The sequence below is a fragment of the Mesorhizobium sp. M0207 genome, assembly GCF_040321995.1.
Taxonomy (GTDB): Bacteria; Pseudomonadota; Alphaproteobacteria; order Rhizobiales; family Rhizobiaceae; genus Mesorhizobium.
In genome coordinates, this window is sequence record NZ_JAMYSQ010000001.1 from 218,158 (window position 1) to 236,962 (window position 18,805).

Here is an 18,805-nt window from a genome sequence, read left to right on the forward strand (position 1 = left end):
GGCCCTTAATATCCTACTAGACGAAAACATATGCATCTGCAATTATCTTTAAGCATAAAGGAAATGGGACGGGGCGTGAGCGAGTTCGACGCCATATTTGTCGGGGCAGGCCACAACAGTCTGGCATGCGCCGCGCATCTGGCGCTCAAAGGCTGGAAAACCGCAGTTTTCGAGCGTAATGCAACGATCGGCGGCGCCGTTCAGACGCGCGAATTGACGCTTCCGGGCTTCCGGCACGATTTCGGCGCGATGAATCTCAGCCTGTTCGCCGGCTCGGCCTTTCACAAGAAATATGCAAATGAATTGAAAACCCACGGGCTGGAATTCGTGCCGGTGGCCGACTGTTTTGCCAGCGCCTTCCCCGACGGTCGCTGGTTCGGCGTCAGCAGCGACCTGGAAGTGACCGCCTCGCGCATGGCCGCTTTTTCGGACGCCGACGCACAGACATGGCGCCGTCTGGTTGCGGCATTCCCGGCGGAGGCCGAGCATCTGTTCCGGCTGCTGGGCTCGCCGATGAGCGGCCGTGCGCTCGCCGGCACCGCCTGGAACCTCTGGCGCAAGAAGGGTTTTGCCGGCGCGCTCGATACAGGTCGGTTGCTGCTTTCGTCACCCCGCGCCTGGCTCGAGGATACTTTCGAGTCACCGCATGTCAGGGCGACGCTGGCCACCTGGGGCATGCATCTCGATTTCGCGCCTGACATCGCCGGCGGCGCGGTGTTCCCTTACCTCGAATCCATGGCCAACCAGTGCTTCGGCATGGTGCTCGGCAGAGGCGGCGCCGACACGATTATCCGCGCTTTGTCGGGCATGCTCACGGCCGCCGGCGGCAAGATCGTCACTGGGGCTGATGTCGCCGAGATCACGGTTTCGGCCGGCAAAGCGACCGGCGTGCGGCTCACTTCCGGCGAGACCCACACCGCCACCAAGGCCGTCATCGCCGGTGTCGCGCCCAAGGCGCTGACCGGGAAACTGTTGCCTAACGGATCCGGCGACACCGGCTTCGACACGGCCGTGAAAAAATTCCGCCACGCGCCAGGGACGTTGATGATCCATCTGGCGCTCGACGACCTGCCGGACTGGCGCGCCGGTGCCGAGCTTCGGCAGTTCGCCTATGTGCATCTGTCGCCGTCGCTCGATGCCATGTCCTGGACCTATCAGCAGGCGATGTCAGGGGTGCTGCCGGACGAACCGGTGCTGGTCGTCGGCCAGCCGACGGCCGTCGATCCCTCGCGCGCGCCGGACGGCAAGCACGTACTTTGGGTGCAGGTGCGCATGCTGCCAGCCGAGATTGCAGGCGATGCGGCGGGCACGATCGCGGTGGCTCACTGGGACGAGGCTAGGGAGCACTACGCCGAGCGCGTCCTCGACATTATCGAGCGCTATGCGCCCGGCCTTCGTCGGAAGATCCTCGGCCGCGCCGTGTTCTCGCCCATCGACCTCGAACGCGAGAACCCGAACCTTGTCGGCGGCGACCAGATCTGCGGCAGCCATCATCTGGCGCAGAATTTCCTGTTCCGGCCGGCGCGCGGTTACGCTGGCTGGAACACGCCGGTCGGCAATCTGCACCTGACCGGGGCGGCAACATGGCCCGGCGCCGGCACCGGGGCGGCGTCGGGCTTCATGCTCGCGCAACAACTTGGCGGGAGGTAGGCTCCATTTTTCATCTAGGGTGAAGGAGGACAAGGCGCGGTTGCCCAAGGAGCCTGAACCCACCGATTGACAACGACACCGCGCATAAAAGCAACAGGGGAACGACCATGACAATCAACAGACGAGAATTGCTCGGATATGGCGCGGCCGCACTTGGCGCCACGGCGCTCGGCCTGCCGCAAATCGCCAGGGCTGCCGGCGAACTGACCATCGCCTACAATGTCAATTTGCCGTCCTGGGACCCGACCACCGGGCCTTCAGCGGTCAACCCGACCATCCAGGGTCTGTACCAGTCGGTGTTCGACCAGTTCATCCCGCAGAAGCCGGATCTTTCTTTCGCGCCCGGCCTGCTCACCGAATGGGGCTGGAACGAGGGTCGCAGCAAGATCATGATGACGGTGCGCGAGGGCGTCACCTGGCATGACGGCTCGCCATTCACGGCCGAAGACGTGGTCTGGTCGCTGCAGCGGGCGGGCGATGAAAAAACCGGCAACCCGATCCAGTTCGTCTGGAAGAACGTCAACAACTTCAAGATCGACGGCAACAAGATCACCGGCGACGTCGTGCAATTCGACCCGGTGTATTTCAAGTGGATGTCGTTCCTGACCGGCTACATCATGCCGAAGGCCTATTACGAAAAGGTCGGCGCCGAGGGTTTTGAGAAAGCCCCGATCGGCACCGGGCCCTACATGGTCGACAAATTCGAGCGCAACGCCTTCCTGCGGCTCAAGGCCAACCCGAACTACTGGGGCGGCAAGCCGGCCTTCGAGAACGTAACCATCAAGTTCGTTACCGATGCGGCGAGCCGCGTCGCCGAGATCGAGTCCGGTTCCTCGCAGGTGACGCTGGAAATCCCCTATGAGGAGTATGACCGCCTGATCGCCAAGGATGGACTTGCCGGCTCATGCAAGAACGTTTCCGACATCGGCATGATCTTCTTCAACGACATCGACGTGATGCTGGACAAGAACGTGCGCCAGGCGGCGGTGATGGCGGTCGACAAAAGGCTTTTGGTCGACCGGCTGCTGCGCGGTTACGGCCAGCCCATCGATACGCTGGAGACGCCGGAATACGCGGCCTACGATGCGTCGATCAAGATGGAGCACAATCCGGACAAGGCCAAGGAACTGCTGGCCGCCTCCGGCTATTCGCCGGAAAAGCCGGTCAAGTTCACGATACAGACGACCAAGGGCTTCAAGCCCAAGGACTACGAGATGATCCAGGCGATCGTCGGCATGTGGCGCAAGGTCGGCATCGAGGCGACCATCGAGGTCTACGAGATCGCCAAGCACTACGAGCTGCGCGCCGCCGACAAGCTGGCGCCGGCGGCCTTCTACAATTGGGGCAATGCCATCGGCGATCCCACCACGTCGACCGGCTTTGCCATGTATGGCCCGAGCCCGCACTCGGTGTGGGACAGCCAGGACCTGATCGACATGATCAACCCGCTATGGGGCGAGAAGGACGAGGCCAAGCGCATTGCCGGCTGGAAGGCCGTCGACAAATATATCGCCGAACAGGCCTATGTGCTGCCGCTGATCCAGTATGCGCAGCCGATCGTGCATGCCAAGGGCGTCAATGTCGTGCAGCATGTGTCGGGCGCACTTCTGCCGGCGCTGATGAGCCCGGCCTGAGACAGTCTTCGGCTTGTCGCGCGCCGTCCGGAATGACGGCGCGCATTTTCCGCCACGGGCGACCATGCTGCTGCAAAGATTCCTGATCCGTCTTCTGACGATGGCGATCACGCTGTTCGGCGTGGCCGTCGTCGTCTTCGTCGTCATCCGTGTCGCGCCAGGCGATCCGATCGCGATGATGCTGCCGCCCGGTGCAACCGATGCCGACATCGCGCGTCTGCGCGCGCTTTACGGGCTGGACAAGACCATCGTCCAGCAATTTTTCATCTGGCTGGCAGGTGTCGTCAGGGGCGATTTCGGCACTTCGATTTCGCTCCGGCAGGATGTTCTGGGCCTGGTCTTCAACCGCCTGCCGGCGACGCTGGAACTCGCGATCGTCGCGCTTGTGATGGCGCTGGCGATCGGCGGCACGACGGCGATCCTCGGCGCGCGCGAACGCGGCACCGCGGTCGAAGCCGGCATCGACATTGCCAGCGGTGCGGCACTCTCGATTCCCGATTTCCTGTGGGGCCTGGTGCTGATCCTTCTGTTTGGCGTGCTGGTGCCCATCTTCGACATTTCTGGCCGGGTGTCGCCGCAGCTCGACCTGCCCTTCGCCACGCAATTCTATCTGTTCGAAAGCATCGTCCGGCTGCGCTTCGACCTGACCAGGGACCTGCTGGCACACATGCTGATGCCGGCGATTGCGCTGGCGCTGCCGCTGGCCGCGATCATCTCGCAGCTGCTGAAACAGTCGCTGAAGGAAGTGCTCGACCTCGACTACGTCGTGCTGGCGCGGGTAAAGGGCTTTTCGGAAACGCAGGTCATCCTGCGCGAGGCGCTGAAGAACGCGGCCCTGCCGACGCTGACGCTGGTCGGCGTGCAGTTCACCTTTCTCATCGGCGGCACGGTCATCGTCGAACGACTGTTTTCCTATGAAGGTCTCGGCAACATGGCGATCGATGCCGTCATCAACCGCGACCTGCCGCTGATCCAGGGCATCGTGCTGGTCTTCGCGCTGCTGTTCGTGCTGATCAACCTTGCCGTCGACATGATGTACGCCCTGCTCAATCCGAGGCTGCGCCATGGATGAGGCCCGCATTTCGAGACATGGCTCGCGGGCACGCCTGTGGCTGGCCGGCGGCTGGCTGCTGATTGCGCTGCTGGCCGCGATTTTTGCGCCGTTGGTCGCACCGCAGGACCCGCTGGCGCAGGATTTGATGCTGGAGCGGCTGCCGCCTTTCTGGATTGATGGCGCCGAGCCCGGCTACTGGCTCGGCACCGACAGCCTCGGCCGCGATCTTCTGTCACGGCTGATCTTCGGTGCCCGTATCGCCTTCATCGTCGCCTTCGCGGCAGCCTTTGCCGCCTGCCTGGTCGGCTCGACGCTCGGCCTGATCGCCGGCTATTTCGGCGGCTGGGCCGACCGCATCATCTCACGTATCGTCGATGTCTGGATGGCGTTTCCGCCGGTGCTGTTTGCCATCCTTCTGGTCGCCGTGCTCGGCACCGGCTTGAGCTCGGTTATCATTGCCATTGCCGTCATCGACTGGACGCGCTTCTGCCGGGTGATCCGCGCCGAGACGATGGGCCAGTCGCGCATGGACTATGTCGAGAACGCCCGCATCGCAGGCTACGGCCGCATCGGCATCATGCTGCGCGAAGTGCTGCCCAATGTGGTGCCGTCGATCGTCGCGCTGCTGTCGCTGGAGATGGGCATTGCCGTCATCGTCGAGGCGATCCTGTCCTTCGTCAATCTGTCGATCTCGACCGACGACCCGACCTGGGGCGGCATCATCGCCGAGGGTCGCCTGTCGATCCATCAGGCCTGGTGGGTGCTGGTGTTCCCGCTGGTCACCCTGATCCTGACGGTGCTGTCGTTCAGCCAGTTTGGCGAGGGCCTCAGGGCACGTTTCGATCCGGTGCTGCGATGAACGCGCAGGCGAAACCCTGCCTCGACATACGCAGCCTTAGCGCGGTGCTGCCTAATGGCTTGCGCGTGCTGCGCTCGGTGTCGCTCGCCGTCGAGCCCGGCGAGGTGCGCGCGCTGGTCGGCGAGAGCGGCGCCGGCAAGACGATGATCGGCAAGGCGGTGCTTGGCGTCCTGCCTTCGAGCGTGCGCATCGTCGAAGGCGATATGCTGCTCGAGGGCGAGGACCTCGGCAAGCTTCAGCCAAAGGCAAGGCGCACGCTGATCGGCGCGCGCACGGCGCTGATCCCGCAGGATCCGCTTACCGCGCTCAACCCGTCACGCCGCATCGGCCCGCAGATGACCGACCGGCTGGTGCGCATCCTCGGCTGGAGCGGCGAGAAGGCCGATGCACGCATCCGCCGATTGCTGGACGAGGTGCAGATCCGCGACCCCGAGCGTGTCCTCAAATGCTATCCGCACGAGCTGTCCGGCGGCATGCGCCAGCGCGTGCTGATCGCCGCGGCGTTTGCGGCCGAACCAAGGCTGATCGTCGCCGACGAGCCGACCACGGCGCTCGACGTGACGGTGCAGAAGCAGATCCTGCGGCTGATCGCGCAGCTGCAGCGCGAGCACGGCACGGCGATCCTGTTCGTTACCCATGATCTCGGCGTCGTCGCCAAGATCAGCCAGAAGGTCTCGGTGCTCTATGCCGGCAAGGTGGTGGAGGAGGCCGAAACGGCCGCTCTCTTCGCTGCCCCGCAGCACCCCTACACGCGAGCGCTGATGGCCGCGACTCCGCGCTACACCGATCCCTTCGCTTCGCTGAAACCCGTGGACGAGGCGGTACTGGCCGGGCTAGCCGCGGAGATCGCCGCCGCCGATCAGGCCTGGAGGCGCCCGCATGGCTGAGCCGCTGTTTTCCGTGCGTGGGCTGAAGGTCGCGCTGCCCGACATGACGCGCAAGCCGCTGATCGGCCGCGCGCCCTTGGCCGAGATCCTGAAAGGGCTGGATTTCGACCTGCCAAAGGGATCGGTGACCGGCATCGTCGGCGAATCCGGCTCCGGCAAATCGACGCTTGGCCGCGCCTTAGTGCGGCTTCTGGAGCCGAGCGCCGGCAAGGTCATCTTCGACGGCCGCGACATCACACACCTGCCTGAGGCCGAGCTCCGGCCGCTGCGCCGCAATCTGCAGATGATCTTCCAGGATCCGATGTCGTCGCTCAACCCGCGCCGCACCATCTTCAGCATCATCGCAGCACCGCTCAAGCAGAACGGGCTTGGCGACAATCTCAGGGATCGTGTCGCGGAGGCGTTGCAGCGCGTCGGCCTGCCGCAAGGCTTCGCCAGCCGCTATCGTCATGAATTGTCGGGCGGCCAGCGCCAGCGCGTCGGCATTGCCCGCGCGCTGGCGCTGTCGCCGAAATTCGTGCTGGCCGACGAAATCGTCTCAGGCCTCGACGTGTCGACGCAGGCACAGATCCTGACGCTGCTGGAAAAACTCGCCGCCGAAATGGGCCTGACCGTTGCCTTCATCAGCCATGACCTGTCGGTGATCCGGCGGCTCTGCCGGCAAGTGATCGTCATGCGCGAAGGCGCGATCGTCGAAGCCAGTGCGACCGACGCTTTGTTCGAGCAGCCGCAGCAGGGCTACACGCGCGATCTCCTCGCCGCCATTCCGCTGCCCGAGATCGATGATGCCTGGCTACTTCCCGCCGCAAAGGCGCCGGCATGAAACACAATCCTATTCGCACGCTAAAGAGCGGGCCTCAGGCGTGCACCCGGCAAAATGTCCCGCGATGGAGGATGACTGACATGAAGAATGCAATCCGCTACGCAGTGCTCACCGCCACCGTGCTGGGAGGCATCGGCACGGCTTACGCCAGTTCCATTCCCGGCATGCGTGGCCACGACCACACCGGCGTCACCGTCCCCGACATGGAGCAGGCGGTCGATTTCTTCACCGAGGTGGTTGGCTGCAAGAAGGCGATGTCGTTCGGCCCGTTCGCCGACGACAAGGGCACATTCATGCAAGATCTGCTGGGCGTCGATCCCAAGGCGGTGATTGAGGAGATCATCCTGGTCCGCTGCGGACACGGGTCGAACATCGAGCTGTTCAAATACACCGCGCCGGACCAGAAGGACCTGACGCCTCGCAACAGCGACATAGGCGGCTTCCATATCGCCTTCTATGTCGACGACATCGCCGCCGCAAAAGCTTATCTTGACGGCAAGGGCGTCAAGACGCGGATGGGACCGCTGCCGGTTACCGAAGGCCCGGCCGCCGGCCAGACCATCCTCTACTTCCAGGCGCCCTGGGGCTTGCAGTTGGAAGCGATCAGCTATCCCAATGGCATGGCCTATGAAAAAGATGCGGAGACGGTGCTGTGGAGCCCGAAGAACCCGGAAAAATAGCCCGGGGCGTCCCTGGCCTGCGCAAGCCGACTGCCGGCAAGCTGGGTTTCTGGAACGGATTGTTTCAATCCTGAAACTTCAAGCTTGAATTAATCCGTCTCAGGCGTAAACTCGACAAACAGAAGCGAAGAGGAGATCGCACGATGAAAGTTGCGGTTCTCGGCGGCGGACCAGCCGGGCTCTACTTTGCCATCTCGCTGAAGCTCAGGGATGCCGCGCATGAGGTCACGGTGTTCGAGCGCAACCGTGCCGATGATACGTTTGGCTGGGGCGTCGTGCTGTCGGCCGAAACGCTGGAGAACCTGACCAAAAACGACCCGGTCAGCGCCGTCTGGATCCGCAAGCATTTCGCCTATTGGGACGATATCGCCGTCATCCATGACGGCGTGCGCACGGTCTCGACCGGTCACGGCTTTTGCGGCATTGGCCGCAAGCGGCTGCTCACGTTGCTGCAGCGGCGGGCGCGCGAACTCGGCGTCAAGCTGGTCTTCGAAACCGACATCGCCGATCCCAAGCCATATATGGAGACGCACGAGCTGGTTGTCGCCGCCGACGGGTTGAACTCGAAAGCGCGGGGCGCCTTCGTCGACGTGTTCAAGCCCGATATCGACATTCGTAGATGCAAGTTCGTCTGGCTCGGCACCCACCAGAAATTCGACGACGCCTTCACCTTCATCTTCGAAAAGACCGAGCATGGCTGGGTGTGGGCGCATGCCTACCAGTTCGACAGCGATACCGCGACCTTCATCGTCGAATGCAGCGAGCAGACCTGGCAGCGCTTCGGCTTCGGCGCGATGTCGCAGCAGGAATCGATTGCCGTCTGCGAGCGCATCTTTGCCCGTCATCTCGGCGGCCACGCGCTGATGACCAACGCCAATCATATCCGCGGCTCGGCGTGGATCAATTTCCCGCGCGTCTTGTGCGAACGCTGGTCCTACAAGAACCTGGCGCTGATGGGCGACGCGGCGGCGAGCGCGCATTTCTCGATCGGTTCCGGCACCAAGCTGGCGCTGGAAAGCGCGGTGGCGCTGGCCGACTATGTCGAGTCCGAGCCAGACCTCGAGGCCGCCTTTAGCAAATATGAGGACGCCCGCCGCACCGAAGTGCTGAAGCTGCAGTCGGCGGCGCGCAATTCGCTCGAATGGTTCGAGGAGGTCGAGCGCTATCTCGGCCTCGATCCGGTGCAGTTCAACTATTCGCTGCTGACGCGTTCGCAACGCATCAGTCACGAGAATTTACGGCTGCGCGATGCCGAATGGCTGGCCGGCGCCGAGGAGTGGTTCCAGCGCCAGGCCGGCGCCGGGGGCAACAATCTGCGTCGCGCGCCGATGTTCGCGCCGTTCCGGCTGCGCGGCATGGGGCTGCAGAACCGCGTCGTCGTCTCACCGATGGCGCAGTACAAAGCGGTCGACGGCTGTCCGACCGATTGGCATTTCGCCCATTACGCCGAACGGGCCAAGGGCGGCGCCGGTCTCCTCTACATCGAGATGACGTGCGTCAGCGCGGAGGGCCGCATCACGCCTGGCTGCCCCGGTTTCTATGCGCCCGAGCATGAGGTCGCCTGGAAGCGGCTGGTCGAGTTCGTCCATGCCGAAACCGAGGCCAAGATCTGCGCCCAGATCGGCCATTCCGGTGCAAAGGGGTCGACCAGGCTCGGCTGGCAGGGAACCGACGTGCCGCTGCCCTCAGGCAATTGGCCCGTCATGGCAGCATCTTCCGTGCCGTGGTCGCGGGAAAACCAGGTGCCGAAGGCGATGGACCGCGCCGACATGGATATGGTGCGCGACCAGTTTGTCGCTTCGGCCGAGATGGCGGCGCGCTGCGGCTTCGACATGCTCGAAATCCACGCCGCGCACGGCTATCTCCTGTCCTCCTTCATCACGCCCTTGACCAACCGGCGCACCGACTCCTATGGCGGCTCGCTGGAAAACCGCATGCGCTACCCCTTGGAAATCTTTCATGCGGTGCGCGCCGCGTGGCCGGCCGAGAAGCCGATCTCGATGCGCATCTCCGCCAATGACTGGCTGGGCATCGAAGGCGTGACGCCGGCCGATGCCGTAGAGATCGCGCGGCTGCTGCATGAGGCCGGCGTAGACATCTGCGACGTATCGGCCGGCCAGACGTCGGCCGTGGCAAGACCGGTCTATGGCCGCATGTTCCAGACGCCGTTTTCCGATCGCATCCGCAACGAGGTCGGCATGGCGACGATGGCGGTCGGCAATATCTATGAGCCGGACCACGTCAACTCGATCCTGATGGCGGGCCGCGCCGATCTCGTCGCACTGGCTAGGCCGCATCTTGCCGATCCGTATTGGACGCTGCACGCGGCCGTCACGCTTGGCGATCGCGGCGTCAAATGGCCGGATCCCTATCTGCCCGGCCGCGACCAGCTCTACCGGCTGGCCGAACGCGAAGCGGCAGCGGGCTTGAAAATATGAGTGCCGCGGCGACGATTTCGCGGCGTCATGCGCTGGTCACCGGCGGCGGCTCCGGCGTCGGCCGCGCGATCGCGCTGGCGCTGGCCGGCGCGGGCATTGACGTGACCATCTGCGGCCGGCGCGTGGAGCCGCTTGCCGAGGTTGCCGCGGAGAACAAGTCCATCTTCGCCATTGCCGCCGACGTCACCGACGAGACGTCGATGGCGTCGCTCTACGAGGCCGCGGAAGCGGCACGCGGAGCGTTCGACATCGTCGTTGCCAATGCCGGCATGTCCGGCAGTGCCCCGGCGCAGCGGACCTCGCTGGCAGACTGGCAGCGCACGCTCGACGTCAACTTGACCGGTGCGTTCCTGACGGTGAAGCCGGCGTTGGCCGGCATGGCAGTGCGCAAGACTGGCCGTATCATCTTCGTCGCTTCCACCGCCGGACTGAAAGGCTATCCCTATGTCGCAGCGTACGTTGCCGCCAAGCATGGCGTCGTCGGCCTGATGCGGGCACTCGCCGTCGAGACCGCCAAGTCCGGCATAACAGTGAATGCCGTGTGCCCAGGGTTTGTCGAAACCGAGATGCTGGAGAGCACCGTCCAACGCATCGTCCAAACGACCGGCCGCTCGTCCGAGCAGGCACGGACGAGCCTAGCCGCGACCAACCCGCAAGGCCGCTTCATCCAGCCGGAAGAAATTGCGGCCGCGGTACTTTATCTGTGTGGCGACGCCGCCCGGTCGATTACCGGACAGACGATTTCGATCTCCGGAGGTGAGACATGGTAGCCGGTCCCCTGCCCGCCCCGTCCGGACCCGGCAAGGACCGCCTGCGGCTGTGGATACGCCTGCTGCGCGCCTCGCGCACCATCGAGGCCGAGCTGCGCGAACGACTGCGGCAAGAGTTCAACACAACGCTGCCGCGCTTCGACGTGATGGCCGCGCTCTACCGCGCGCCGGAGGGCATGCTGATGAGCGATCTTTCGCGCTTCCTGCTGGTGTCCAACGGCAATGTCACCGGCATCATCGACCGGCTGGTCTCGGAAGGGTTGGTGATGCGGGCCCGACGCAATGGCGACCGCCGCACCTCGATGGTGCGGCTGACGGAAGAGGGATCGAAGATTTTCGCCGTGATCGCCGCCGCGCATGAGAAATGGGTCGGCGAGTTGCTGGGCAATGTGAGCGAGGATGAGGCGCGCCGGCTGACCGGCATGCTGACCTCCTTCCGCAGCAATTGGGAGGGACGGGAATGACGAAGCTGGCCGGCCGCAAGCCGAAGCATTTCCACTGGCAGGTCGAAGGCAAGATCGCAAAGATCCGGCTCGATCGACCGGAGCGCAAGAACCCGCTGACTTTCGACCGTTATGCCGAATTGCGCGACATATTTCGCGACCTTGTCTACGCCGATGATGTCGATGCTGTGGTGGTCCTGCCCAATGGCGGCAATTTCTGCTCGGGCGGCGATGTCCACGAAATCATCGGCCCACTGGTCAAGATGGACATGAAGGCGCTGCTCGCCTTCACCCGCATGACGGGCGATTTCGTCAAGGCGATGCTGAATTGCGGCAAGCCGATTATTGCGGCGGTCGATGGCGTGGCGGTCGGCGCCGGCGCGATTATCGCCATGGCCTCCGATATCCGCATCGCCACGCCCCAGGCCAAGACAGCATTCCTGTTCACCCGCGTCGGCCTTGCCGGCTGCGACATGGGGGCCTGCGCGATCCTGCCGCGCATCATTGGCCAGGGCCGCGCCGCCGAGCTGCTCTATACCGGCCGCACGATGAGTGCCGAGGAAGGCGAGCGCTGGGGCTTCTACAACCGGCTGGTCGATGCCGCAACGCTTGAGGCCGACGCGCTCGACATGGCCGCGCGCATCGTTTCCGGCCCGACCTTCGCCCATGGCATGACCAAGACGCAGCTGAACCAGGAATGGTCGATGGGTCTCGACCAGGCGATCGAAGCGGAAGCACAGGCGCAGGCGATCTGCATGCAGACCCGCGATTTCGAGCGGGCGTACACGGCTTTCGTGGCTAAGGAGAAGCCGGTGTTCGAGGGAAATTGAGATGATCGCTTCCACGCTGGCGGGACAGCACCCCCCTCTGGCCTGCCGGCCATCTCCCCCTCAAGGGGGGAGATTGGATATCAGGCCCGCTTTCGCCAATCTCCAACATCGCAGGGAGAGCCGTGGCAGCGAAGCCGCGAATCTCCCCCCTAGAGGGGGAGATGTCCAGCAGGACAGAGGGGGGCGCCGTGGAGCGCCAGGGCCGGAGAATTGTGGAGGCAGCAATGCCTGACCGTTCCTTCCTCTCCTGGCCGTTCTTCGAGGATCGCCACCGCGATCTGGCGGAGCGGCTGGAGGCATGGTGCGCCAAGAACCTGCCGGTCGCGCATGACGATGTCGACGCCGCCTGCCGCGAGCTGGTGGCCAAGCTCGGTAAGGACGGCTGGCTGAAGCCGACGGCCCTCGACACCGACAACCCTGCAGCACTCGACGTGCGCACGCTCTGCCTCACGCGCGAGACGCTGGCCCGGCATGATGGGCTGGCCGATTTCGCCTTCGCCATGCAAGGGCTCGGCACTGGCGCGCTCAGCCTGTTCGGCTCGCCCGACCAGCAGAGCTGGCTGGCGAAGACACGGGCCGGCAAGGCGATTTCGGCTTTCGCGCTGTCGGAGCCGCGCTCGGGCTCGGACGTCGCCAATATGGAAATGACCGCCGCGCGTGACGGCGACAGCTATCTCCTATCCGGCGAAAAGACCTGGATCTCCAACGGCGGTATCGCTGACTTTTATGTTGTCTTTGCCCGTACCGGCGAGGCGCCCGGCGCCAAGGGGCTTTCCGCCTTTGTCGTGCCTTCCGAAACCGAGAGGCTGATCGTTGCCGAGCGGCTGGAGGTGATTGCGCCGCACCCGCTCGCCCGGCTGTCCTTCGACAATGCACGCATTCCAGCCTCGGCGCTGATCGGCAGACCCGGGGACGGTTTTCGCATCGCCATGTCCGTGCTCGACGTGTTCCGTTCGACCGTCGGCGCAGCGGCGCTCGGCTTTGCCCGGCGCGCGCTGGACGAAAGCATCACAAGAGTGGCCGAGCGCAGGCTGTTCGGTGCGCCGATGGCCGAGCTGCAGATGGTGCAGGGCCACATCGCCGACATGGCGCTGGATGTCGATGCCGCCGCGTTGCTGGTCTATCGTGCCGCCTGGACCAAGGACATGGGCGCGGCTCGGGTTACCCGCGAAGCCGCCATGGCCAAGCTGTTCGCTACCGACAAAGCGCAGGAGGTGATCGACAGGGCTGTGCAGCTGCATGGCGGCGACGGCGTCCGCAAGGGCCATATCGTCGAAAGCCTGTATCGCGAGATCCGGGCGCTGCGCATCTACGAGGGAGCGTCCGATGTGCAGAAGGTGGTGATTGCACGGCAAGTGATGGGAGCGGCCTGAGACGGGAGTTTGCGTGAAATTATTGTCTTCGAGTTTTGAGCGACCGGATTTGAGCATTGGGAGGTTTTGACATGCACACCATCCTGCAGCCGGAAGGCTGGGCGAAACCCGTCGGCTACGCCAATGGCGTCGCCGCGCGTGGGCAGCTTGTCTTCGTCGGCGGGCAGGTCGGCTGGAACGGACAGGGCCTCTTCGAGACCGATGATCTTGTCGGCCAGGTGCGGCAGACGCTGGCCAATATTGTTGCTGTGCTCGCCGAGGCCGACGCCAAGCCGCAACATATCACCTCGATGACCTGGTACTTTACCGACAAGGCGGAATATTTGGCCAATCTCAAGGGGATCGGCGAGGTCTATCGCGAGGTGATCGGCCGGCATTTTCCGGCGATGGCCGCCATGCAGGTGATGGCGCTGGTCGAGGATCGCGCCAAGGTTGAGATCCAGGCCACAGCGGTTATTCCGGAGTGACGGCAACACGCGGCAATTTTTTAAGCTTAAAACTTTCGCCTTGAAAAGCGCGGTACTTTGGATAGCATTCGATGTCTTGCGACTGCCGTGCCGGGAGGGCTTTCCGGCAGTCCCGTCACTTGACGCATCAAAACCGTGCGGGGCCAAACCCGTCCGATCACAACCAGAGGGAACGAAAATGAACTTCACCCGTCGCAACCTGCTGCTTCTTGCTGCTGCCATCGGCATCGCCGGCGGCCCGGCCTACGCCGAAGGCACGCTGAATGTCGGCGCCTATCCGACCAATCCGCCTTTTGAATACAAGAACGAGAGCGGCACGTTCGAGGGTTTCGAAGTCGACATCATCAATGAGGCGGCAAAGCGTATCGGCATGACCACTGATATCGCCGATCTCGGTTTCCAGGCGCTGTTCGCCGCCACCACCTCGAAGCGCATCGACGTCGCCATCTCGTCGATCACCATCACGCCGGAGCGGCTGAAGTCTCAGTCGTTCACGCAGCCCTACTATGATTCCGACATGGGCATCGCCGCGAAGGCCGACAGCCCGATCAAGGCCGAGGCCGACCTCAAGGGCAAGATCGTCGGCGTGCTGTCCGGCTCGACCGGCGAAGCCTGGGTCAAGGCCCACCAGGAAGCGGACGGGTTCAGTGACGTCAAGGGCTACGACACGCAGCAGAACTTGCTGCTCGATCTCAGCTCCGGCCGCGTCGATGCGGCGGTCAGCGATATTCCGGGCCTGGAATATTCTTTCACCAGGATGAAGGATCTCGCCGTAAAAGAGCGCATCAAGACCGGCGAGCAGTACGGTCTGATGATGACCAAGGACCACCCGCTGCTCGGCAAGCTGAACGACGCGCTGACCGCGATGAAGAAGGACGGCACGCTGGCCGCGATCCACAAGAAGTGGTTCGGCAGCGACGCACCTGCCGATTCCTCGACCGTCAAGGAAACTCCTATGCCGAGGGCCTGAGCGGCAGTTCACGCTTAAATGTCGTGCCGGCTTTCGATGCCGGCACGATTTCGGATTTCGGGCTCGGGCTCGAGCGTCGCGGGACGCCAAACGTTTCGGAAATGCTGCGATGTCGCTGCTGGACACCTTCTTCAACGCCGACGTCATGGTCTCCAGCCTGCCGGCGCTGTTGCGCGGCTTCCTGAACACCCTGCTGCTCGGAATCATGAGCATCGGCATCGGTATTCCCGTCGGCCTCGCGATCAGCCTGGTGCGGCTCTATGCGCCAAAGCCGCTTCGGCTGCTGGCTGTCGGCTACATTGACATTTTCCGGGCGATGCCGGTGCTGGTCGTGCTGATCCTGATCTACTATGCGCTGCCGTTCCTCGGCATTCGCCTGTCATCGTGGACGTCCGCGGTGATGGCCTTCGCCATCATCATGGCGGCCTATTCGGCCGAGGTGTTCCGCTCCGGTATAGAGAGCATTCCGCGCGGCCAGTTCGAGGCGGCGCAGGCGCTCGGCCTGCCGTTCTTGCTGACCTTGCGCAAGGTAGTGCTGCCGCAGGCGATCCGCGTCGTCATTCCGCCAATGACCAGCAATTGCGTTTCGATGTTCAAGGATACTTCGCTCGCTTCCACCGTGGCGCTGCCCGAACTGCTGAAAGAAGCGACCAACGCGCAATCGCTCTATGCCAATCCTTCACCGCTGATCGGCGCGGCGCTGGTCTATCTCATCTTTCTCTGGCCGATGGTCCGTTTCGTCAGCCTCCTTGAACGCCGCTTTCAAACCGAAAAGACCCGCTAATCTGTCAGCGCACTTCGCAGGAGACGACCTTGAACCAGCATCAGATTTCGAAAACCGGCGATGCCGCAGCTTTCCCAGTCGAGACGATCCGCGCCATGTTTCCCGCCTTGCAGCAAGCCGGGGACTTCGTCTTCATGGACAATGCAGCCGGCGCGCAGATCCCGCAAAGCGTGCTCGATGCGGTCACCAACCATTTGGTCGCGCATAATGTGCAGCGCGGCGGCCGCTATGGCCGCAGCGTCACCGTCGACCAAGCCGTCGCCGGCGCTCGCGAAAGCGTGGCCTTGCTGATCAACGCCACCAACCCGGCGGAGATCTGTTTCGGCATGAACGCCACTTCGTTCATCCGCCTGGTCAGCCTCGGCATCGGCCAGATGCTTTCCGAGCGCCCAAACGGGGAGCGTGACGAGATCGTCATCACCGACATGGATCACGACGCCAATATCGCGACGTGGCTGGCGCTGGCGCCCGCCGGGGCCAAGTTCAAATGGTGGCGGATGCGCGACGACGGCAATCTGCATGTCGACGATTTGCGCCCGCTGGTCTCAGAGCGCACCCGGCTCGTCGCCTGCACGGTCACGGCCCATTCGATCGGCTCGATTGTCGACGTTGCCTCCGTGGCTGCGATTGCGCATGCGGCAGGCGCCGAAGTGTTCCTCGACTGCGTGCATTACGGGCCGCACGGGCTGATCGATGTGCAGGCCTGGGATTGCGACTATCTGGTCTGCTCCGGCTACAAGAATTTCTCGCCGCATATGGGCTTCCTGTGGGGCCGCTTCGAAACACTGAAGCGCCTGCCGACCTTCCGCGAGGATTTCATCCCCGACGAGCCGCCCCACAAAATCGAAGCCGGCACGTTCATCTACGAGAACGTCTCCGGCATGGATGCCGCGGTGCGCTACCTCGAATCGGTCGGCCGCAATTTCTTGTCCGAGAATAACCGGTCGCGCCGCGACAACATCGTCGCCGGCATGAATGCCATCCGCGACTACGAACAGGTGCTGGCGCGCGAAATGCTGGCGGTGCTCAAAGATTGCGGCGCGACGATCTACGGCGTGGCCGACGAGGCACGCCTCAGCGAGCGCGTGCCGACCTTCTGCTTCAATGTCGACACGCTGTCGCCGCAGAGGATCGTCGAGGAAATGGCCGAGATGCAGATCGGCATTCGCGACGGCCACATGTATGCGCCGCGCCTGATGAAGCGGCTCAACCTCAGCATGGACAGTGGCGCCGTGCGCGCCTCGCTGGTGCATTACAATACGATCGAGGAAGTCCGGCGCTTCGGCGAGGCGCTGCGCACCATCATCGCCCGGCTGTCCTGATGGGAGTGGGCGGCGGCGCCGGCGCGATCCTCGTGAAGCGCAAAGGCGGTCGCACCCGGGTTCTCCAAGCCGGGGCGCAATTGCATGCTTGGGATCAAGTAATCGCCGCCATTCTGCTGCCGATAACGAATGGGCCGGATTGTCTCGAGCGTTCGCATCCTTTCGCGCAGTCGCTCCGCGACAGGCTCGAAATCCGCCTCCCCGAAACGGTCCACCCTGTAAACCACGAACGGCGGAAGCACGTCGTAGCCCGGATAGTATAGAATCCCGTGATTGATCGGGAACAGCAGGTCGTCGATCGGGCCGTTGACGCCGCGGGCGGAGTAATGCTCTTCCCAGCCGCCTGCGGTCACGATCAGCATTGCGCGTTTGCCGGCGAGCGTTCCCTCACCAAAGCGGTCACCCCACCGCTTGTCGCTGTGCTCGCCAACGCCATAGGCGAAGCCGTAGGCGTACACGCGATCGACCCAGCCCTTGAGGATCGCCGGCATGGCGTACCACCACAGCGGGAACTGGAGGATCAGGGTGTCGGCCCATAGCAGTTTGTCGATCTCGGCTTTGACGTCATCGGTCAGAGTGTTGGTCGCAAAAGCCTTTTTGGAGGCGCCGGCCGGCAGGAAGCGTGCTTCGGGCGGCCACGACGGAAAGTCGGCACGGTCCACCTCGGCTTTCCAGCCGTCGGCATAGAGGTCCGACACCCGCACCTCGTGGCCTTGGGCCTCGAGTTCCCTGATGGCGACGTCACGCAGCGCGCCGTTGAGCGAACGCGGTTCAGGATGAGCAAAAACAAGCAGGACTTTCATGGGTCTACTCCGAAGAAGGACGATAGACACCAAAGGTAGCGAGCCGCGGGATGATCCACTATATGTAGGAAATGTATAAGATAATGCCGAATAATGGATAGATCGGACGTCACTCTCGAGCGCATGCGCACCTTCGTTCGCGTCGCCGAGCGCGGCAGCCTCTCGGCGGTGGCGCGCGAGCTCGGAGTTGGGCAGTCGACGGTCACACGGCATTTGCGAGAACTCGAGGAGGCCGTCGGAGTGCCCTTGCTCAGCAGGACCACCCGGCGTGTGACGATGACCGATGAAGGCAGCCGTTACTATGGCGACAGCGTCCAGGTCCTGCGCCTCGTTGAGCAGGCCGGCGATGAGGCGCGGGGCACGCGCGGCGCGTCGGTCGGCACGATCCGGATATCCTGCACGGCGGCGCTCGGGGTCTTGCACGTCAGCCGGCTGATCTTCGCCTTTCAGGATCGCTATCGCGATATCGGCATCGATCTTAGCCTCACCGATGAGCGCATCGACCTTGTGCGGGAGGGCGTCGACATCGCGCTTCGCCTGGGTCCGCTCACCGACAGCTCAATGAAACTGCGGGCGCTCGGGCAATCCCGGCGTCTGCTGGTGGCGGCGCCGGCCTATCTGGCGGCGCGGGGCAGACCGGCTGTCCCGCAGGATCTGCCTGGCCATGAAGGCATCCGGATGTCGAACATCGCGGGAAGCGACACACTCGCCCTGCAGGGGCCGGTCGGCAAACGCTTTGCGGTGCCCTTTGGCGGTCGATTTCGCGTCGACCATGGGCTTGCCGCGCGCGAAGCCATTGTCGCCGGACGCGGTATCGCACCCGCCCACCATTGGCTTGTCGACGATCTCCTGGCGGCCGGCCGCCTGGAAGTGGTCCTGCCGGGCTATTTTCCGCCTCCCGTCCCGCTGAGCATGCTGATCGTTCCGGAGCGTGCGGGCATTGCCCGGGTGCGGCTGCTGGTCGACTTTCTCGCCGAGCAGATCTCCGACATTCCGGGGATCGAGAAGCGGTAGCCGG

18 protein-coding genes are annotated in these 18,805 nt (G+C 63.8%); 17 read left to right on the forward strand and 1 reads right to left on the reverse strand.

Translation table 11 applies throughout. The annotated features are described in order from the left end of the window. The first annotated feature begins 75 nt into the window (after positions 1 to 75). The 16 genes from NKJ15_RS01035 (at position 76) to NKJ15_RS01110 (ending at position 16,984) form a co-directional block, all read left to right on the forward strand. On the forward strand, positions 76 to 1,650 hold the full coding sequence (locus NKJ15_RS01035) for a phytoene desaturase family protein (protein WP_352540479.1): 1,575 nt from the start codon (positions 76 to 78) through the stop codon (positions 1,648 to 1,650). Between the two features lie 107 nt (positions 1,651 to 1,757). Then, complete coding sequence (locus tag NKJ15_RS01040) at positions 1,758 to 3,284, forward strand: ABC transporter substrate-binding protein (RefSeq protein WP_352813732.1); 1,527 nt, start codon at positions 1,758 to 1,760, stop codon at positions 3,282 to 3,284. A gap of 64 nt (positions 3,285 to 3,348) precedes the next feature. Next, complete coding sequence (locus NKJ15_RS01045; protein WP_352540477.1) at positions 3,349 to 4,356, forward strand: ABC transporter permease; 1,008 nt, start codon at positions 3,349 to 3,351, stop codon at positions 4,354 to 4,356. Further along, complete coding sequence (locus NKJ15_RS01050; RefSeq protein WP_352540476.1) at positions 4,349 to 5,197, forward strand: ABC transporter permease; 849 nt, start codon at positions 4,349 to 4,351, stop codon at positions 5,195 to 5,197. Before NKJ15_RS01045 ends, NKJ15_RS01050 begins: the two co-directional genes overlap by 8 nt. After that, a complete protein-coding gene (locus NKJ15_RS01055; protein ID WP_352767129.1) occupies positions 5,194 to 6,084 on the forward strand; it encodes an ABC transporter ATP-binding protein in 891 nt (296 codons plus the stop codon). Before NKJ15_RS01050 ends, NKJ15_RS01055 begins: the two co-directional genes overlap by 4 nt. After that, positions 6,077 to 6,907, forward strand: coding sequence for an ATP-binding cassette domain-containing protein (locus NKJ15_RS01060; protein ID WP_352448550.1), 831 nt, complete (start codon positions 6,077 to 6,079; stop codon positions 6,905 to 6,907). Before NKJ15_RS01055 ends, NKJ15_RS01060 begins: the two co-directional genes overlap by 8 nt. An 80-nt stretch (positions 6,908 to 6,987) precedes the next feature. After that, on the forward strand, positions 6,988 to 7,587 hold the full coding sequence (locus tag NKJ15_RS01065; RefSeq protein ID WP_352470010.1) for a VOC family protein: 600 nt from the start codon (positions 6,988 to 6,990) through the stop codon (positions 7,585 to 7,587). Positions 7,588 to 7,730: 143 nt separating this feature from the next. Next, entirely contained in the window at positions 7,731 to 10,025 is a 2,295-nt protein-coding gene (locus NKJ15_RS01070; protein WP_352813735.1) for a bifunctional salicylyl-CoA 5-hydroxylase/oxidoreductase, read from the forward strand. After that, entirely contained in the window at positions 10,022 to 10,795 is a 774-nt protein-coding gene (locus NKJ15_RS01075; RefSeq protein WP_352813737.1) for an SDR family NAD(P)-dependent oxidoreductase, read from the forward strand. The genes NKJ15_RS01070 and NKJ15_RS01075 overlap by 4 nt, the downstream gene beginning before the upstream one ends. Beyond that, positions 10,789 to 11,259 (forward strand): MarR family winged helix-turn-helix transcriptional regulator, encoded by a 471-nt coding sequence (locus tag NKJ15_RS01080; RefSeq protein ID WP_023676834.1) that lies wholly within the window; start codon positions 10,789 to 10,791, stop codon positions 11,257 to 11,259. The genes NKJ15_RS01075 and NKJ15_RS01080 overlap by 7 nt, the downstream gene beginning before the upstream one ends. Next, positions 11,256 to 12,068, forward strand: a complete 813-nt coding sequence (locus NKJ15_RS01085; protein WP_352813739.1) for an enoyl-CoA hydratase family protein — start codon at positions 11,256 to 11,258, stop codon at positions 12,066 to 12,068. The genes NKJ15_RS01080 and NKJ15_RS01085 overlap by 4 nt, the downstream gene beginning before the upstream one ends. 224 nt (positions 12,069 to 12,292) lie before the next feature. Next, positions 12,293 to 13,441: an acyl-CoA dehydrogenase family protein gene (locus NKJ15_RS01090; RefSeq protein ID WP_352813741.1), complete on the forward strand. Its 1,149-nt coding sequence runs from the start codon at positions 12,293 to 12,295 to the stop codon at positions 13,439 to 13,441. A gap of 71 nt (positions 13,442 to 13,512) precedes the next feature. Continuing rightward, positions 13,513 to 13,908, forward strand: a complete 396-nt coding sequence (locus NKJ15_RS01095) for a RidA family protein (protein WP_352813742.1) — start codon at positions 13,513 to 13,515, stop codon at positions 13,906 to 13,908. Positions 13,909 to 14,086: 178 nt separating this feature from the next. After that, on the forward strand, positions 14,087 to 14,878 hold the full coding sequence (locus tag NKJ15_RS01100; protein WP_352813744.1) for an ABC transporter substrate-binding protein: 792 nt from the start codon (positions 14,087 to 14,089) through the stop codon (positions 14,876 to 14,878). Between the two features lie 109 nt (positions 14,879 to 14,987). Next, on the forward strand, positions 14,988 to 15,662 hold the full coding sequence (locus tag NKJ15_RS01105) for an amino acid ABC transporter permease (protein WP_352540469.1): 675 nt from the start codon (positions 14,988 to 14,990) through the stop codon (positions 15,660 to 15,662). 29 nt (positions 15,663 to 15,691) lie between these two features. Continuing rightward, the gene (locus NKJ15_RS01110) at positions 15,692 to 16,984 is read left to right on the forward strand and encodes a cysteine desulfurase-like protein (RefSeq protein WP_352813746.1); all 1,293 of its coding nucleotides are present in this window, start codon (positions 15,692 to 15,694) and stop codon (positions 16,982 to 16,984) included. Here the strand turns inward: NKJ15_RS01110 and NKJ15_RS01115 are convergent. Continuing rightward, complete coding sequence (locus NKJ15_RS01115; protein WP_352813748.1) at positions 16,915 to 17,787, reverse strand: NAD(P)H-dependent oxidoreductase; 873 nt, start codon at positions 17,785 to 17,787, stop codon at positions 16,915 to 16,917. The two genes, NKJ15_RS01110 and NKJ15_RS01115, sit on opposite strands and share 70 nt — an antisense overlap. 93 nt (positions 17,788 to 17,880) lie before the next feature. Here NKJ15_RS01115 and NKJ15_RS01120 point away from each other — a divergent pair, with 93 nt between their 5' ends. Then, positions 17,881 to 18,801 carry a LysR family transcriptional regulator gene (locus NKJ15_RS01120; RefSeq protein WP_352813750.1) on the forward strand — a complete coding sequence of 307 codons (921 nt, stop codon included), beginning with the start codon at positions 17,881 to 17,883 and terminating at the stop codon, positions 18,799 to 18,801. Positions 18,802 to 18,805: the final 4 nt, after the last annotated feature.

Bases quoted from the DNA above. Each gene is read 5' to 3' on its own strand.
- NKJ15_RS01060 (WP_352448550.1), top strand. From the start codon at position 6,077: ATGGCTGAGCCGCTGTTTTCCGTGCGTGGGCTGAAGGTCGCGCTGCCC.
- NKJ15_RS01040 (WP_352813732.1), top strand. From the start codon at position 1,758: ATGACAATCAACAGACGAGAATTGCTCGGATATGGCGCGGCCGCACTT.
- NKJ15_RS01075 (WP_352813737.1), top strand. From the start codon at position 10,022: ATGAGTGCCGCGGCGACGATTTCGCGGCGTCATGCGCTGGTCACCGGC.
- NKJ15_RS01070 (WP_352813735.1), top strand. From the start codon at position 7,731: ATGAAAGTTGCGGTTCTCGGCGGCGGACCAGCCGGGCTCTACTTTGCC.
- NKJ15_RS01050 (WP_352540476.1), top strand. From the start codon at position 4,349: ATGGATGAGGCCCGCATTTCGAGACATGGCTCGCGGGCACGCCTGTGG.
- NKJ15_RS01115 (WP_352813748.1), bottom strand. From the start codon at position 17,787: ATGAAAGTCCTGCTTGTTTTTGCTCATCCTGAACCGCGTTCGCTCAAC.
- NKJ15_RS01090 (WP_352813741.1), top strand. From the start codon at position 12,293: ATGCCTGACCGTTCCTTCCTCTCCTGGCCGTTCTTCGAGGATCGCCAC.
- NKJ15_RS01120 (WP_352813750.1), top strand. From the start codon at position 17,881: ATGGATAGATCGGACGTCACTCTCGAGCGCATGCGCACCTTCGTTCGC.
- NKJ15_RS01095 (WP_352813742.1), top strand. From the start codon at position 13,513: ATGCACACCATCCTGCAGCCGGAAGGCTGGGCGAAACCCGTCGGCTAC.
- NKJ15_RS01055 (WP_352767129.1), top strand. From the start codon at position 5,194: ATGAACGCGCAGGCGAAACCCTGCCTCGACATACGCAGCCTTAGCGCG.
- NKJ15_RS01080 (WP_023676834.1), top strand. From the start codon at position 10,789: ATGGTAGCCGGTCCCCTGCCCGCCCCGTCCGGACCCGGCAAGGACCGC.
- NKJ15_RS01105 (WP_352540469.1), top strand. From the start codon at position 14,988: ATGTCGCTGCTGGACACCTTCTTCAACGCCGACGTCATGGTCTCCAGC.
- NKJ15_RS01085 (WP_352813739.1), top strand. From the start codon at position 11,256: ATGACGAAGCTGGCCGGCCGCAAGCCGAAGCATTTCCACTGGCAGGTC.
- NKJ15_RS01065 (WP_352470010.1), top strand. From the start codon at position 6,988: ATGAAGAATGCAATCCGCTACGCAGTGCTCACCGCCACCGTGCTGGGA.
- NKJ15_RS01100 (WP_352813744.1), top strand. From the start codon at position 14,087: ATGAACTTCACCCGTCGCAACCTGCTGCTTCTTGCTGCTGCCATCGGC.
- NKJ15_RS01045 (WP_352540477.1), top strand. From the start codon at position 3,349: ATGCTGCTGCAAAGATTCCTGATCCGTCTTCTGACGATGGCGATCACG.